Here is a 15,063-nt window from a genome sequence, read left to right as displayed (position 1 = left end):
ACGGTGGGCGCGCTCAGCCCTCGCCGTAGGGCTGCGTGGACGCCACGTCGTCGACGATGGTCACGACGTGGCGCAGCGACGTGATCAGCGAGCCGTACAACGGCCAGCGCAGCGCCGGCAGGTCGTCGGCGGAGAGCTGCGCGGCCAGGTCGTCGACCTCCTCGCGCAGGCCCTCGACCCCGCTGTCGGGGTCGGCGACCCGGCTGCCCACCCGCTCGAGCAGGGCCAGGAACGGGTCGCGGAAGCGGGGGTCCCACTCCTCGGCCTGCACCACCGACTCCTCGAGGGTGCGGGCGATGGCGCGGGCCTGGGCGACGCCCTCCTCGAGCCGCACCAGCACCTCGCGACCGCGCTCGGTGTCGCTGACCCGGCGCGAGCGGTGCCGGCGCGGGTTCCACCACTGCGCCTCCTGGGAGTACTCCAGCAGCCACTCCGCGCGGTCCACCTCGTCGTCGATGCCGCGCGTCTCCTCGATCCAGTCCCGCACGCCGTCGTCGTCGACGCCCTCGTCGAGCTCGCGCGACATCCGGCGCAGCAGCTCACCGAGCCGACGGTGGATGCGGTCGAGCTGGTGCTCGGCCGAGCGGTCGTCGAGCGGCGGGACCACCAGCAGGTTGACCAGGACGCCGGTGACCACGCCGATCGCGGTGTCGACGAGCCGGTCGACCAGCAGGGACTCCTGCCGGGTCCCGCCCATGGTGAGCAGGAACAGCGCAGTCGTGGCCACCGCCACGCCCTCGAGCCGCAACGGACGCCACCGGGCCGCGAGCAGGCCGAGGAACAGGCCCAGGCCCAGGGAGACCGCGCCGTAGCCGATCGTCTCGACCAGCCCGTAGGCCAGCAGCACCCCCAGCACCGTCGCCGCCACCGACTGCCCGCCCCGCAGCACCGAGCGGTAGACGGTGGCGTGGACCGTCAGCAGCGCCACCCACGGGGCCAGAAAGGCCTGCTCGAGGTCGAGCACCCGGTCGGCCACCATCCACGCGACGACCGCCGCGACGGTCGCCTTGACCACCTGCAGCAGGTCGGTGTGGACCGCGGGGTCGCGCAGCCTGCGCAGCCGGCCGCGCAGGCGGGCGGCGAGGTCCGAGGACTGCATCAGCCGGTACGTCGCCGGGCTCAGGCGTGCGGGCCGGGCCGGCGCACGTGGTCGGGGCGGAAGCCGTGGTCGATCCCCCACAGCAGGGCCCGGGTGCGGCTGTCGACGCCGATCTTGCGGTAGAGCGAGCGGATGTAGGTCTTGACGGTGTTGAGCCCCAGGAACGCCCGCTCGGTGATCTCCTGGTTGCTCAGCCCCTGGCAGATCAGCGCCAGGACCTCGGCCTCGCGCGGGCTCAGCCCGTGCTCGCTGCCGGGCCAGCGGCCGAAGTCGTCGCTCTCCGGCGACTGCATCGTGTCGGGGACCACCCGCTCGCCCCGGTGCACGGCCTCGATGAGGTCGACCAGCTGCTTGGCGGAGACGCCCTTGGCGATGTAGCCGGCCGCGCCGCCGGCCAGCGACGCCTCGACCAGCTCGGGCTCGGTGTTCCAGCTGAAGATCACCAGCCGCCCGCGGCCGCCGGCCATCAGCCGGGCCACGTCGACGTCGCCGCCCTGCACCTGCCCGAAGGAGTCGTAGAGCACCACGTCGACGTCGCCCAGCACCGGCACCCCGCTGTCGAGCTCCACGACGCTGAGGCGGTCGGAGAAGGGCTCGAGGACGGCGGCGATGCCGGCGACGACGATCTCGTAGTCGTTGACGATCGCGACGCGCACGGGACTGCTGGACATGTCCCGATCATAAGGACGACGTGTGCCGGACGCCCTCCGACCACCCGCTGGGGCGAGGCTTCGCGCGGGCCGGCCGGACCCACAGGCGTGCTCGCCGAGTCGGCCCGGCGAGGGGGTGCGACCTACGATGGAGGCACCAGATCAACGACACCCGGGAGGTGGGACATGGACACGCACGTCGACGCACAGGTGACCCAGACGCGGATGAGCCTGATGCAGCAGCTCGCTCGGATCGAGCGGCGAGATCCGATCCTCTCGGCCCGGGTGCGGCTGCAGGCCATCGACCTGCACCGGGCCTGGACCGCGCGGCGCCTCGACACCGACGAGTACGCGCTGCGCCTGGCCGGGCTGTGCGACCAGGTGCGCGAGCAGGCCGACTCCACCGTGGTGCCCGAGCCGGCCGCCGGGCCCCGCTGACCCCCCCCACTGACGCCCCGCTGAGGCAGCACTGAGGCCCCGCTGAGGGGTCAGTGCCGGTCGGCGCGCACCAGCGTCCCGCGCTCCAGCGCCCGCACCTCCGCGGTGGCCAGGCCGGCCGCCTCGAGGTCGGGGGCCAGCGCCGCCGCCTGCTCGGGGGTGCCGACCTGCAGGACCAGCGTGCCCCCCGCAACCAGGCACGCACCCGCGGCGCGCACGCAGGCCCGGGCCACGTCGAGGCCCTGCGGGCCGCCGTCGATGGCCAGCGCCGGGTCCGCGGGGTAGCGGCCGATGTCGGCCGTCGGCACCCACGGCGGGTCGGCGACCACGAGCGCGAAGCGCTCCTCGTCGAGCGGCAGCCGCGCCAGGTCGCTGTGCACGACCTCGACCTGCCCGGCCATCGCGTTGGCCGCGGCGTTGGCGCCCAGCAGCTCGCAGGCCCGGGGCGACAGGTCGACGCAGACGATCGACCGGTCGGTGCCGTGCACGGCCAGCAGGCCGATGTGGCCCACCCCCGCGCACAGCTCCAGCACCCGCCCGGCGGGGGCGTCGTCGAGCAGCTTGCGGGCCCACAGCGACTGCGCCCGGGTCCACGGGCGGGGCTCGAGCACGCTGTCGTCGTAGGTGATGGTGAGCGGGCCGAAGGTCATCTGCTGGACGGTGGACTCGGGCATGGACCGCACGCTAGGGCACCCACGAACACCCTTGTGGGGGTGCATGGACCACGGGTGGTCGGGGAACGGTCAGGACATGCCGACTCTCCCCCGGGCCCGCGGGCCCCTCAGCGCCGCGCTGCTCGCCGACCTGCGCGGCGAGGCGCCGCTGCCGGACGGGCACGCGGTCGACGCGCCCCGGCCCGGTCCCGCCGGCTCCGGTGATGAGGAGCTGGCGCTGTGGGTGCTCTACGAGCTGCACCACCACGGCTTCGACGACGCCGTCGAGCCCCCCGACGGCCCCGAGCACGAGTGGCGACCCGACCTGCTGGCGCTGCGCGGCCGGCTCGAGCGACGCCTCGAGCAGCGCTGGCGCGAGCGGGTCACGGCCGCCGACCTGCCCGCGCTGCCGGTCGGCGGCGACCCGCGTGAGCTGACCCGCGCGTTCTTCGCGCTCTGCGAGGCCGACACCGGGGCGGAGTCGGTGGCCCGATTCGTGCAGCGCGAGGCCGACCGCGACCAGCTCGACGAGGTGCTGCGCCAGCGCTCGATCTACCACGTCAAGGAGCAGGACGCCGCGATGTGGACGCTGCCGCGGCTGCCCGACACCACCAAGGCGCACCTGATGACGATCGCGGCCGACGAGTACGGCAACGGCCGGCCCGACGACCTGCACGCCGCGCTGTGGGCGCGGGGCATGGTCGCCTGCGGCCTCGACGCGTCGTACGCCGCGCACGTCGACACCGCGCTGCCGGCGGTGCTGGAGCAGAACAACCTGATGACGCTGCTGGGGCTGCACCGGCGCCTGGTGCCGGCGGCGCTGGGCCACCTCGCGGCCTTCGAGGTCACCAGCGCGGTGCCCTCGCGCCGGGTGGTGCGCGGCATGGAGCGCCTCGGCGTGCCCGAGCCGATGGTCGCCTACTACCGCGAGCACATGGCGGCCGACGCGGTGCACGAGCAGGTCGCCGTGCGCGACCTGGTCGGCTCGTACGTCGCCGAGGTGCCCGGCAGCGAGGCCGAGGTCGCCTTCGGGGCGGCGGTGTGCCTGCTGGCGGAGGCCGCGACCGCCACCGCGCTGCTCGAGCACGTGCGCCGCGGCGCCGGCGAGGCCGCCGTGGAGCCCCAGGACACGGAGGACGTCGCATGAGCGAGCCCACCGAGATCCTGCTCTGCGAGGACGGGCCGATGCTGGTGCGCGGCGAGGTCGTCGTGGAGGACGAGGACGGCCAGCGGCACGTCTCGACGCGTCCGGTCACCGCCGTGTGCCGCTGCGGCGCCTCCTCCCTCAAGCCCTGGTGCGACGGCTCGCACAAGCTGCTGGCGGCGGGCGGCCCGCGCGCCCGGCGCCTCGGCTCGGTGTGACCCCGCCGGTCGAGCAGCCGGACGAGCGCATGGGCGAGCAGCCGAGCGTCCTGCGGGCGCCGATGCGCTCCCGCGACGACACCGTCGACCACGCGGCGGCGGTGCGGCGGGCGCTCGCCGAGGGCGTGTGCGGCATCGGCGGGCGCCTGTCGCGCCCGCCCCACGACCTGGCCGACGCGCTGGCGCTGCTCGAGGAGGAGCACGGGCCGCGCTTCGCCGCCCGCCTGCGGCGCTTCGCCGCCGAACCCGACCGGACGATCGCCTGGACCCGCGACGACCGGGGCGGCTGGTGGCGCGGCCGGCTCGAGGGCCCGTGGCGCCACGACGACTCCCCGGGGGCGAGGGCGCTCGACCTGGTGCACGTGCGGCCCTGCACCTGGGGCGAGGTGCCGGACGCCGACGTCCCGCCCGCCGTACGTCGCTCCTTCGCCCGCGGCGGGCGCAACCTGCAGCGCATCCACGACGACTGAGCGCGACCCGGCCGGTTCGAACCGGCCGGGTCGCGGTGGGCGCGGGGGCGGGGTGTGGATGATGGGGGCGTGACCTCGCTCCAGGAGACCCTGCCCCTCGACCGCGGCCCCGCGTGGGCCAACCGCATCACGCTGGCGCCGCTGACCAACCTGCAGTCGCACGCCGACGGCAGCCTCTCCGACGACGAGCTCGACTGGCTCGTGGCGCGGGGCGAGGGCGGCTTCGCGATGGTGATGACCTGCGCGGCGCACGTCTCGCCCGAGGGGCAGTGCTGGGACGGCCAGCTCGCGGTCTGGGACGACCGGTTCCTGCCCGGGCTGACCCGGCTCGCCGACGCGCTGCGGGCCACCGGCACCACCTCGTGCGTGCAGCTGCAGCACGGCGGCATGCGCGCCTCGCAGGCGCTGTCGGGCCACCAGCCGGTCGCCCCGTGGGACGACGAGTCGAAGGGCGCCCGGGCGCTGACCACCGCCGAGGTCGAGCGGGTGGTCCAGGACTTCGTCGACGCGGCGGTGCGCTGCGAGCGCGCCGGCTTCGACGGCGTGCAGGTGCACGGCGCCCACGCCTACCTGCTCGCGCAGTTCCTCGACGCCCGCTCCAACCACCGCACCGACGCCTACGGCGGCTCGCCCGAGGCCCGCGCCCGCGTCTTCCACGAGGTCGTCGACGGCATCCGCGCCGCCACCGGCCCCGACTTCCAGGTCGGGATGCGCCTGACCCCCGAGCGCAGCGGCATCGCGGTCGCCGAGTCGACCGCGCTGGCCCAGCAGCTGATGCTCTCCGGCGCGCTCGACCACCTCGACATGTCGCTGTGGGACGTGCGCAAGGAGCCCTTCGAGACGGCGTACGACGGCCTGCTGATCGACCAGTTCACCGCACTCGAGCGCGGCACCACCCGGCTCGGGGTGGCGGGCGGCATCGTGTCGACCTCCGACGCGCAGTGGTGCCTCGAGCGGGGTGCCGACTTCGTCACCGTCGGCACCGCCGGCATCCTGCACCACGACTTCGCGCGGCGCGCGCTGGAGGACCCCGAGTTCACGATGACCAGCACCCCGGTGAGCCGCGAGCACCTGCGCACCGAGCGGCTGGGCGCCGACTTCATCGAGTACCTCGCCGCGGGGTGGGACTTCGTTGGCTGAGCCGACCGCCCCCGCCCCCGGCCCCGGCTGGGCCCCGACCGGCACGCCCTCCTGGCAGGCGCGCCTGGCGGTGCGGGCCTTCGGGCTGCTCCCGGACGCCGTGGTGACCCACGTCTTCACCCACCCGCCCCGGCTGCGCACCGCGCTGGTCCCGAGGTCCCTGGCCGCCCAGCACGACGTGGTCGTCACCGACGTCGCCGCGGGCCGGGTCGCCACGGTGACCCCGGCGGGCGCCCGCGACCACGTCTTCTTCCTGCACGGGGGCGCCTACACGCTCCAGGCCCAGCACTGGCCCTTCCTCGGGCGGCTGCTCGGGCGCGGGTACGCCGTCTCGCTGGTCGACTACCCGCTGGCCCCCGAGCACACCGTCGACGAGACCCTGCCGATGGTGCGCGAGTCGTGGGAGCAGGCGCTGGCCGCCGCCGCCCGCGCCGGGCGGCCCGCACCGGTGCTGATGGGCGACTCCGCCGGCGGCGGCCTGTCGCTGGCGCTGCTGCAGCAGCTGCGCGACGAGGGGGCCGCGATGCCGCGTGCCAGCGTGCTGCTCTCGCCGTGGGTCGACGCGGTGATGGCCGACGCCGGCACCGTGGCCGCCGACCGGTGCGACCCGCTGCTGAGCAGGCGGGCGCTGCACGGCGCCGCGCGCCTGTACGCCGGGCCGCACGGTCTCGACGACCCGCGGGTCTCCCCCGGGCTGGCCGACCTCTCCGGCCTGGGCCGGGTGCTGGCCCTGGTCGGCACCCGCGAGCTGTTCTGGCCGCAGTGCGAGCGGCTGGCCGAGCGGGCGGCGCAGGTCGAGGGCACCGACCTCGAGCTGCGGGTGCGCGAGGGGCTGCCGCACGACTGGGCGCTCTTCCCGGGGCTGCCCGAGCAGCGCGACCTGGTCGACGAGCTGGCGGCCTGGCTCACGGACTGAGCGCCGGCACGGCTCGTGGGGCGGGCCGGTCAGTCGAGCAGGAAGCGCGCGACGAAGACCCGGTCGTCGGCGTCGAGGCGGTGCACGGTGACCTCGAAGGCCGCCTCCACCTCGCTGCCGTCGGCGCGCACCATCGGCACCCGCACCACCCGGTCGAGCAGCACGTCGCGTCCGTGGGAGGCGTGCATGGTGGTGCCGGCCACGTGGGCCTGGTGGAAGCGGGCCGGGACCACCGCCAGCACGCGCCGGCCCACCAGCGCCGCGGCGTCGTCGTACCCCAGGAACGCGGCGACGGCCGGGCTGACCCCGACGATGTCGTGGCGCTCGTCGGTGACGATGACCGGCTCGGCGTCGACGATCGCGGCGACCGCCGCGGAGTCGACCAGGCGAGGGGTCGCGGGGCGGCCGACGTCGAGCCCGGTGCTGCGCCAGGCGGTGGGGGCGGCGCCCTCGGCCTGGCCGAGGACCTCGCCGCAGAGCCAGACGCGCATCAGCTCGATCTCGGGCTGGGTGGGCGGCGCCAGGAGGCGACCCTCGCGGGCGTGCTCCAGGGCCGAGGCGAGGGCCTCGGAGAGCACCTCGAAGTGCGCCACCGAGGCGGCCGGCACCCGCAGCACCAGGCGCTCGGCCGAGACCGCCGGCTCCACGGCGTCGGCCATGATCGCCTCGCCGTCGTCGTGCAGCGGCGGCACGGGCAGCTGCTCGTGCAGCAGGTTGAGGGCGTCGCTGGCGGCGGCGTGCTCGTCGAGCGCGGCCAGGTCCTCGTCGAGGCGCAGCAGCAGGTGCTCACGCAGCAGCCCGGCGGCGTGCTCCTGCCAGGCGTGGTGCATCAGCAGCGGCACCCCGCGCAGCTCGACCTCGACGACCCCGGTCGCGCTGTCGGCGGTGGCGGCGCTGTCGTGCGGGTCGCGGGTGTGGCTGCCGCCGATCTCGAACCAGACCGTCTTGCCCGCCCCGGGTCGCATGTCGACGTCCCAGACGTCGACGCAGTCGGTGAGCAGGTGCAGGCCGCGCCCGGTGCCGGAGGTGGTGGTCCAGTGCCGCGGCACGGGTCGGTGCGAGCTGGTGTCGTCGACCTCGACGCGCACCGCCTGGGGGTCGCAGCGCACCCGCAGCCGCACCTCGCCGCCGGCGTGCACCACGGCGTTGGTGACCAGCTCGGAGACGGCGAGCTCGGTGGCCTCGGCGAAGCGCTCCGCCCCGGCCTGCTCGAGCAGGCGGCGCACCAGGCGCCGCGCCTCCAGGGCGCTGCGGGGCTCCGCGGGCAGCACCCGCTCCTCGCTCAACACTGCTGACACCGGGCGGCCACCCCCTCGTGCGCCCCGGGCGACGGGTGCCGCCTCCGGCATCGTACCCAGCATCGACCGTTCCCATGTCTGACCCACCTGGCGAGAAGGGTCCCGCCGCCACGACCCGGGGGACGTGAGGCACCCCACACCCCGACGGCGCACCTCCCAGGAGAAATGACGTCGGGGCCGGGTCGCGGGGTCGTACGCTTCTCCCGGCACCAGCACCACCAGCCCGACAGAACGACGAGGCCCACGCGGCCGGCGAGTACGACGTCACCTGGGGGTCGGTCAGGGGCGCTCCGCGCACCCGGCCCGACCGCGGCGCCACCCACGTCCCGTCCCGTCCGCCCGTCCCGCGTCCTGCTCGTCCTCCGACCGACCGGTCGTCGTCCTGCCCGCCTGCGCCCGCGCAGGGAGCGGGGGTCGCCGGCGGCCGGCGCCGTGCGTGCGCGTGCGCGCCCGCCCGCCCCGAGGTCCTCCGTGCCCGTCTCGCTCGACACCGTCTCGTTCGACACCGTCTACGCCGTCGGCGTCGTCGCCATCGGCGTCGTCCCGCTCCTGCCCCAGCTCGCCCGTCTCGCCCGCACCGGCGACCCGACCGGGCTCTCGCTGCCGGCCCTGCTCGCGGGCCTGGTCAACTACACCGCCTGGACCTACTACCTCGCCGGCACCGACGCCACCGGGCTCCTGGTCGGCAACGTGCTGGCCGGGCTGGTGTGGGTCGTGGTCACCGGGCTGGCCGTGCGCGGCCTGGCCTGGACCCGCGCCTGCGTGGTGCCAGGTGTCTGGGCCGTCGTGCTGCTCGCCGTCGTCGCCCTCGCGCCCGCGCTCCTGGGCGGCCTGCTCGGCCTGGGCTCGCTGCTGGTCTTCGTGCCGCAGGCGGTCGGGGTCTGGCGCGCGCCGTCGCTCTCGGGCATCTCGCCGCTGAGCTGGTGGCTGCTGCTGGCGCAGGGGCTGGTGTGGTTCGGCGAGTCCCTCCCGGGGCTCCTCGTCGGCGGCCTCGTCTTCGGCGTCGTGTGCGTCGCCTCCTCGATCAGCGTGCTCTGCGCGGTCAGCGTGCGCACCCCGGCCCTGGTCGCACGCGCCGAGCAGGTCGCCGTACCGGAGCCGGTGCTCGCGGCCTGACGCGCCGCCCCCGGGTCGTGGCCTGGGTCGTGGCCTGGGTCGTGGCCCCTGACCGCGCCCGAGCGCGTCCTCAGGCACACGACCCGGACCACGACCCGGACCACGAGCCGGACCACGACCCGGGCCCGGGTACGCCGGGCGCGGGCGGGGTGGAGCGGCATACTGCGGCCCATGACTCCCAGCGCGCCCGGCCGACCGACGTACGAGCGCGGCGCGGCGGCGCCGCGGTGAGGGCGGTCGACTGCTCCGGTGGCCACCTCGAGGTCGTCGACCTGCCCGACCCGCGCCCGGGTCGCGGGCAGCTGGTGCTGGCGGTGCGCCGCTGCGGCATCTGCGGCTCCGACCTGCACGCCAAGGACCACGGCGACGCGCTGGCCGAGGTGATGGACGAGCTGGGCTACGAGCACTCGATCCGCGGCGACAACCACGTGGTGCCGGGCCACGAGATCGTCGGCGAGGTCCTCGAGCGCGGTCGCGGGGCGGGGCGGGGGCTGCGCGAGGGCGACCTCGTGGTGCCGTTCCCGCTGCTGCGCGACGCCGCCGGGGTCCACCCCACGGGGCTCTCGCCGCGCGCCCCGGGCGGGTACGCCGAGCGGGTGCTGGTCGAGGGCGCGCTCAGCTTCAAGGTGCCCAACGGGCTGCCCGCCGAGACCGCCGTGCTCACCGAGCCGATGGCGGTCGCGCTGCACGCGGTCAACCGCAGCGACGTGGGCCGCAAGGACGTGGCGGTCGTGCTGGGCTGCGGCCCGGTCGGCCTCGCGGTGGTCCTGCAGCTCAAGGCCCGCGGGGTGCGCCGGGTCGTGGCCTCCGACTACTCCGCGGCCCGCCGTGCCCTGGCCCTGGCCTGCGGGGCCGACACAGTGGTCGACCCCGCCGAGGAGTCGCCGTACGACGCCGCGGCCGGGGCCGGGTGGATGCGCTCGGCGCCGCAGGTGCTCGACCACGCCGTCGACTCGATGCAGCGGCTGCGCCGCCTGCCGGGCTGGGTGCACCTCTACCGCGCGGCCGACGCGCTGGGCGCGGCCGACATCACCGGGCCGGTGGTCTTCGAGTGCGTGGGCGTGCCGGGGATGATCGAGGGCGTCGTCAGTGCGGCGCCGATCGGGACCCGGGTGGTGGTCGTCGGGGTGTGCATGGGCGAGGACCGGCTGCGCCCCACGATGGCGGTCAACAAGGAGATCGACCTGCGCTTCGTGCTCGCCTACACCCCGCTCGAGCTGCGCGACGCGCTGCACCAGCTGGCCGAGGGCGAGGTCGACGCCTCCCCGCTGGTGACCGGCACCGTCGGGCTCGACGGCGTGGCCACCGCGTTCAAGGCCCTCGCCGAGCCCGAGGAGCACGCGAAGATCCTCATCGACCCGGCGAGCGGCGCCACGACGCCGTGACCGGCCACCGGGGCCCGCGCGGGCCCCGGTGACCTCGGTCGGTGACCTCGGTCAGTCGCTGGTGCTGAACGCGGCGTCGAAGGCCGCGTCGGGGGCGTCGAACGCCAGCCGGCGCACGAGCTCGAGCGCCTCGGGCGCCCCCACCAGCCGGTCCATCCCGGCGTCCTCCCACTCCACCGAGATCGGGCCGTCGTACCCGATCGAGTTGAGCATCCGGAAGCACTGCTCCCACGGCACGTCGCCGTGGCCGGTCGAGACGAAGTCCCAGCCGCGGCGCGGGTCGGCCCAGGCCAGGTGCGAGCCGAGCCGGCCGTTGCGCCCGTTGCCGGTCTGGCGCTTCGCGTCCTTGCAGTCGACGTGGTAGATCCGGTCCTTGAAGTCCCACAGGAAGCCCACCGGGTCGAGGTCCTGCCACACGAAGTGGCTGGGGTCCCAGTTGAGGCCGAACGCCTCGCGGTGGCCGATCGCCTCGAGCGCGCGCACGGTGGTCCAGTAGTCGTAGGCGATCTCGCTGGGGTGCACCTCGTGCGCGAACCGCACCCCCTCGGCGTCGAAGACGTCGAGGATCGGGTTCCAGCGGCGCGCGAAGTCCTCGTAGCCCGCGTCGACCATGTCCTGGGTGGCCGGCGGGAACATCGCGACGTACTTCCAGATCGAGGACCCGGTGAAGCCGACGACCGTGTCGACGCCGAGCTTCCGCGCGGCCCGGGCGGTCATCTTCATCTCCTCGGCCGCGCGCTGGCGCACCCCCTCGGCGTCGCCGTCGCCCCAGATCCGCTCGGGCAGGATCGCCTGGTGGCGGGCGTCGATCGGGTCGTCGCAGACGGCCTGGCCCTTGAGGTGGTTGCTGATCGTGAAGACCTGGAGGTCGTACTTCTCCAGCAGGGCCTTCTTGGCCGGGACGTAGTCGTCGTCCTCCACGGCCGCCCAGGGGTCGAAGTGGTCGCCCCAGCACGCCAGCTCGAGGCCGTCGTAGCCCCAGCCCGAGGCGAGCCGGGCCACCTCCTCCAGCGGCAGGTCGGCCCACTGGCCGGTGAACAGGGTGATCGGTCGTGCCATCGGTCCTCCAGATGTCGTGGGGTCGGTGCAGCTGCTCAGCGGACGCCGAGCAGGTGGTCGAGGGCGAGCTGGTCGAGGGCCTCCATGGCCACGCTGCGCCGGCCCAGGGCCTCGATGTCGTACGACGCCTCGCGCACCGAGGCGAGCGGCTCACCCTCGGCGAGGGTGGGGGTGCTCAGCTCCTCGACGCCCGCGGCGGCGAGCGCCTCGACCACGGCCGGGTCGGCGCGGAAGGCCCGGACCTTGTCGCGCAGGATCAGGTAGTTGCGCATGCAGCCGCGCGCCGACTCCCAGACCCCGTCCTCGGCCTCGACCCGCGGCGGCTTGAAGTCGAAGTGCACGTAGCCGTCGTAGGCCCGACCGGCGGAGCCGCCGAGCAGCGCGTCGACGGTCCAGAAGGCGCCGCGCAGGTTGCCGGCGCCGAAGCGCAGGTCCTGGTCGAAGCGGGGCCCGTGCTGGCCGTTGAGGTCGACGTGGAAGAGCTTGTCGTGCCACAGCGCCTGGGTGATGCCGTGGGCGAAGTTGAGCCCCGCCATCTCCTCGTGGCCGACCTCGGGGTTGAGCCCGACCATCTCGGGGTGCTCGAGCTCGCCGATCAGCGCCAGCGCGTGCCCGATGGTCGGCAGCAGGATGTCGCCGCGGGGCTCGTTGGGCTTGGGCTCGAGGGCCAGCCGCATGTCGTAGCCCTGCTCACGGACGTAGCGGCACACCACGTTGAGCGACTCGGCGTACCGGTCGAGCGCGGCCTGCACGTTCTTGGAGCCGCCGTGCTCGGCGCCCTCGCGACCGCCCCACAGCACGAAGGTCTGGGCGCCCAGGGAGGCCGCGAGGTCGACGTTGCGCAGCACCTTGGCCAGCGCGTAGCGGCGTACGTCGCGGTTGTTGGCGGTCAGCCCGCCCTCCTTGAAGACCGGGTGGCCGAAGAGGTTGGTGGTGACCATCTCGACGGTGAGCCCCGAGGCCGCGACCGCCTTGGAGAAGCGCTCGAGGACGGCCTCGCGGGTCCCGTCGTCGGGCACCAGGTCGTCGTCGTGGAAGGTGACGCCCGCGGCGCCGATCTCGGCGAGCCGCTCGGTGGCGGCCACCGGGTCGATGGGGGCCCGGCTGGCGGGGCCGAACACGTCGACGCCCTCCCAGCCCACGGTCCACAGGCCGAAGGAGAACTTGTCGTCGGGGGTGGGGGTGTAGTCGCTCATGCTGGGATCTCCTGCCAGGTGCGCTTGTGGGAGCTCTGCTCGACGGCGCCCAGGACCCGCTGGACCTGGAGACCGTCGGCGAACGTCGGGGTGGGGTCCTCACCGGCGTGGATGGCGCCCACCAGGTCGACGACCTGGTGGGCGAAGCCGTGCTCGTAGCCGATGAGGTGCCCGGGCGGCCACCAGGCGGCCAGGTAGGGGTGCTCGGGCTCGGTGACGACGATGCGGCGGAAGCCGGCGGTGGCCGGGTCCTCGTCGGCGTCGTGGAAGTGCAGGAGGTTCATGTCCTCGAAGTCGAAGGCGAGGCTGCCGCGCGAGCCGTTGACCTCGAGGCGGATCGCGTTCTTGCGGCCCTGGGCGAAGCGGGTCGCCTCGAAGACGCCCAGGGCCCCGCTCGCGAAGCGGGCCAGGAACATGGCGGCGTCGTCGACGGTCACCGCCCCGCGCCCGCTCGAGGCGGTCCCGGACAGCCCGGCGTGCTCGGCGGCGAGGGGCCGCTCCTTGACGAAGGTCTCCAGGTGCCCGGACACCTCGCCGATCCGGTCGCCGGTGATGAACTGGGCCAGGTCGACGATGTGCGCGCCGATGTCGCCCAGCGCCCCCGACCCGGCGCGCTCCTTCTGCAGCCGCCACGACAGCGGCGCCTCGGGGTCGGAGATCCAGTCCTGGAGGTACTGCGCGCGCACGTGGCGCACGGTGCCGATCCGGCCCTCGGCCACCAGGCGCCGGGCCAGGGCGATGGCCGGCACCCGCCGGTAGGTGAACCCGACCATGGCGCGCACCCCCGAGGCGGCCGCCCGCTCGGCCGCCTCGGCCATCGCGACGGCCTCCTCGACGGTGTTGGCCAGGGGCTTCTCGCACAGCACGTGCTTGCCCGCCTCGAGGGCCGCGATGGCGATCTCGGCGTGGGTGTCGCCCGGGGTGCAGATGTCGACCAGGTCGATGTCGTCGCGCTCGACCAGCTCCTGGTAGGACCCGGCGGTGCCCGCCCAGCCGAGCACCTCGGCGGCCCGGGCGACCCGCGTCGCGTCGCGCCCGGCCACCGCCGTCATCAGCGGCCTCAGCGGCAGGTCGAAGAACCGTGGCGCGTTGCGCCAGGCCTGGGAGTGGGCGGCACCCATGAAGGCGTAGCCCACCATCCCGACCGAGAGGGTGTCCTGCGTGGCACTCATGCGATCTCCTCAGGTGTGCGTGGAGCGGTGACCGGGCCGGCGGCTCAGGACTCGAAGGCCGAGCCGAGGAACTCGTCGACGTTCTCCTGGGTCACGACCGGCGCGAAGAGCTGCAGCATGCGGGGCACCTCGACCTCGACGGTGTCGCTCATGGCCTTGTCCTGCACCAGCAGGCGGGCCAGCTTGATGCCGTCGGCGCCCTGGGTGGAGGGGTAGATGACGGTGGCCTTGAGCACCCCGTCGTCGGCCTGGATCGAGCGCATCGCGTTGGCCGAGCCGGCGCCGCCGACCATGATGAACTCGTCGCGCCCGGCGTTCTCGATGGCGGCCAGGACACCGACGCCCTGGTCGTCGTCGTGGTTCCACACCGCGTCGATGCGGGGCGCGGCCTGCAGGAGGTTCGCGGCGGCCTTCTCGCCGCCCTCGACGGTGAAGTCGGCGGCGACCCGGTTGTCGACGTCCTGGCCGCACTCGGCGAGCGCGTCCTCGAAGCCCTGGCTGCGGTCCTGGGTCAGCGGCAGCGAGTCGATGCCGGCGATCTCGGCGACCACGGCGTCGGCGTCGTCGCCGACCTGCTCGCAGATGTACTGCCCGGCCGAGACGCCCATGCCGTAGTTGTCGCCGAGCACGGTCACGCGCGCGGCGTTGGGGTCGTTGAACTCGCGGTCGACGTTGATGACCGGGATGCCGGCCGCCATCGCCTTGAGCGCCACCGGGGTCATCGCCGCGCCGTCGAAGGGCAGCAGCACGATGGCGTCGACGCCCTCGTTGATGAAGGTCTCGACCTGGCTGATCTGGAGGTTGACGTCATTGGTGCCCTCGGCGACCTTGAGCTCGACGTCGTCGTACCCGTCGGCGGTGCTCTTGGCGGCGTCGGTGATGGCGGCCATCCAGCCGTGGTCGGCGGCGGGGGCGGAGAACCCGATGACCACGGTCTCGCCGGCCTCGTCGTTGGAGCCCGCCTCGGCCTGCGAGGTGCCGCCGGTGGCGGCCTCGCTGGACTCGGTGGTGTTGCTGGTGCACGCGGTGAGCGCGAGCAGCGAGGTGGCGGCGGCGGCCAGGCCGATCTGGGTGCGGCGCAGGACGGGACGGTGCGACATGACGAGCTC

General features: G+C 74.8%; 16 protein-coding genes. 8 read left to right on the top strand and 8 right to left on the bottom strand.

The window, feature by feature from the left end:
* Nucleotides 1-13 precede the first annotated feature (13 nt).
* Both OCU29_RS05330 and OCU29_RS05325 read right to left on the bottom strand, forming a co-directional pair.
* Nucleotides 14-1,099: an aromatic acid exporter family protein gene (locus OCU29_RS05330; protein ID WP_261819087.1), complete on the bottom strand. Its 1,086-nt coding sequence runs from the start codon at nucleotides 1,097-1,099 to the stop codon at nucleotides 14-16.
* 20 nt (nucleotides 1,100-1,119) lie between these two features.
* Nucleotides 1,120-1,770, bottom strand: coding sequence for a response regulator transcription factor (locus OCU29_RS05325; protein WP_179615189.1), 651 nt, complete (start codon nucleotides 1,768-1,770; stop codon nucleotides 1,120-1,122).
* Between the two features lie 165 nt (nucleotides 1,771-1,935).
* Between OCU29_RS05325 and OCU29_RS05320 the strand changes: the two genes are divergently transcribed.
* Nucleotides 1,936-2,187, top strand: coding sequence for a hypothetical protein (locus tag OCU29_RS05320; protein WP_261819086.1), 252 nt, complete (start codon nucleotides 1,936-1,938; stop codon nucleotides 2,185-2,187).
* A 50-nt stretch (nucleotides 2,188-2,237) separates the two neighbouring features.
* Here the strand turns inward: OCU29_RS05320 and OCU29_RS05315 are convergent, their stop codons facing one another.
* On the bottom strand, nucleotides 2,238-2,861 hold the full coding sequence (locus tag OCU29_RS05315; RefSeq protein WP_261819085.1) for a methyltransferase: 624 nt from the start codon (nucleotides 2,859-2,861) through the stop codon (nucleotides 2,238-2,240).
* A gap of 76 nt (nucleotides 2,862-2,937) precedes the next feature.
* Here OCU29_RS05315 and OCU29_RS05310 point away from each other — a divergent pair, with 76 nt between their 5' ends.
* The 5 genes from OCU29_RS05310 to OCU29_RS05290 all read left to right on the top strand — a co-directional run bounded on the left by OCU29_RS05310 (nucleotide 2,938) and on the right by OCU29_RS05290 (nucleotide 6,728).
* The gene (locus OCU29_RS05310; protein ID WP_261819084.1) at nucleotides 2,938-3,987 is read left to right on the top strand and encodes an iron-containing redox enzyme family protein; all 1,050 of its coding nucleotides are present in this window, start codon (nucleotides 2,938-2,940) and stop codon (nucleotides 3,985-3,987) included.
* On the top strand, nucleotides 3,984-4,202 hold the full coding sequence (locus OCU29_RS05305; protein ID WP_261819083.1) for a CDGSH iron-sulfur domain-containing protein: 219 nt from the start codon (nucleotides 3,984-3,986) through the stop codon (nucleotides 4,200-4,202). Before OCU29_RS05310 ends, OCU29_RS05305 begins: the two co-directional genes overlap by 4 nt.
* Before the next feature lie 29 nt (nucleotides 4,203-4,231).
* Nucleotides 4,232-4,672: a GAF domain-containing protein gene (locus tag OCU29_RS05300; protein ID WP_261819082.1), complete on the top strand. Its 441-nt coding sequence runs from the start codon at nucleotides 4,232-4,234 to the stop codon at nucleotides 4,670-4,672.
* Nucleotides 4,673-4,741: 69 nt separating this feature from the next.
* A complete protein-coding gene (locus tag OCU29_RS05295) occupies nucleotides 4,742-5,812 on the top strand; it encodes an NADH:flavin oxidoreductase (protein WP_261819081.1) in 1,071 nt (356 codons plus the stop codon).
* Nucleotides 5,805-6,728 carry an alpha/beta hydrolase gene (locus OCU29_RS05290; protein ID WP_261819080.1) on the top strand — a complete coding sequence of 308 codons (924 nt, stop codon included), beginning with the start codon at nucleotides 5,805-5,807 and terminating at the stop codon, nucleotides 6,726-6,728. The genes OCU29_RS05295 and OCU29_RS05290 overlap by 8 nt, the downstream gene beginning before the upstream one ends.
* A gap of 29 nt (nucleotides 6,729-6,757) precedes the next feature.
* Here the strand turns inward: OCU29_RS05290 and OCU29_RS05285 are convergent, their stop codons facing one another.
* A complete protein-coding gene (locus tag OCU29_RS05285; RefSeq protein ID WP_261819079.1) occupies nucleotides 6,758-8,026 on the bottom strand; it encodes an ATP-binding protein in 1,269 nt (422 codons plus the stop codon).
* Nucleotides 8,027-8,497: 471 nt separating this feature from the next.
* Between OCU29_RS05285 and OCU29_RS05280 the strand changes: the two genes are divergently transcribed.
* Together OCU29_RS05280 and OCU29_RS05275 are read left to right on the top strand one after the other, a co-directional pair.
* Nucleotides 8,498-9,142: a hypothetical protein gene (locus OCU29_RS05280; RefSeq protein ID WP_261819078.1), complete on the top strand. Its 645-nt coding sequence runs from the start codon at nucleotides 8,498-8,500 to the stop codon at nucleotides 9,140-9,142.
* A 227-nt stretch (nucleotides 9,143-9,369) separates the two neighbouring features.
* The gene (locus OCU29_RS05275; RefSeq protein WP_261819077.1) at nucleotides 9,370-10,527 is read left to right on the top strand and encodes an alcohol dehydrogenase catalytic domain-containing protein; all 1,158 of its coding nucleotides are present in this window, start codon (nucleotides 9,370-9,372) and stop codon (nucleotides 10,525-10,527) included.
* Nucleotides 10,528-10,578: 51 nt separating this feature from the next.
* On the opposite strand, the gene OCU29_RS05270 is transcribed toward OCU29_RS05275, so the two are convergent.
* The 4 genes from OCU29_RS05270 to OCU29_RS05255 are packed head-to-tail and all read right to left on the bottom strand — an operon-like array spanning nucleotide 10,579 to nucleotide 15,054.
* On the bottom strand, nucleotides 10,579-11,586 hold the full coding sequence (locus OCU29_RS05270) for a sugar phosphate isomerase/epimerase (RefSeq protein ID WP_261819076.1): 1,008 nt from the start codon (nucleotides 11,584-11,586) through the stop codon (nucleotides 10,579-10,581).
* A 35-nt stretch (nucleotides 11,587-11,621) separates the two neighbouring features.
* On the bottom strand, nucleotides 11,622-12,782 hold the full coding sequence (gene xylA / locus OCU29_RS05265; protein WP_261819075.1) for a xylose isomerase: 1,161 nt from the start codon (nucleotides 12,780-12,782) through the stop codon (nucleotides 11,622-11,624).
* Nucleotides 12,779-13,954: a Gfo/Idh/MocA family protein gene (locus tag OCU29_RS05260; protein WP_261819074.1), complete on the bottom strand. Its 1,176-nt coding sequence runs from the start codon at nucleotides 13,952-13,954 to the stop codon at nucleotides 12,779-12,781. Before OCU29_RS05260 ends, xylA begins: the two co-directional genes overlap by 4 nt.
* 44 nt (nucleotides 13,955-13,998) lie before the next feature.
* Nucleotides 13,999-15,054 (bottom strand): substrate-binding domain-containing protein, encoded by a 1,056-nt coding sequence (locus OCU29_RS05255; protein ID WP_261819073.1) that lies wholly within the window; start codon nucleotides 15,052-15,054, stop codon nucleotides 13,999-14,001.
* Nucleotides 15,055-15,063: the final 9 nt, after the last annotated feature.

This window comes from Nocardioides sp. OK12, assembly GCF_024341885.1.
In the GTDB taxonomy this organism is placed as follows: Bacteria; Actinomycetota; Actinomycetes; order Propionibacteriales; family Nocardioidaceae; genus Nocardioides; species Nocardioides marinisabuli.
This window is presented reverse-complemented; position numbering and strand designations above follow the sequence as displayed.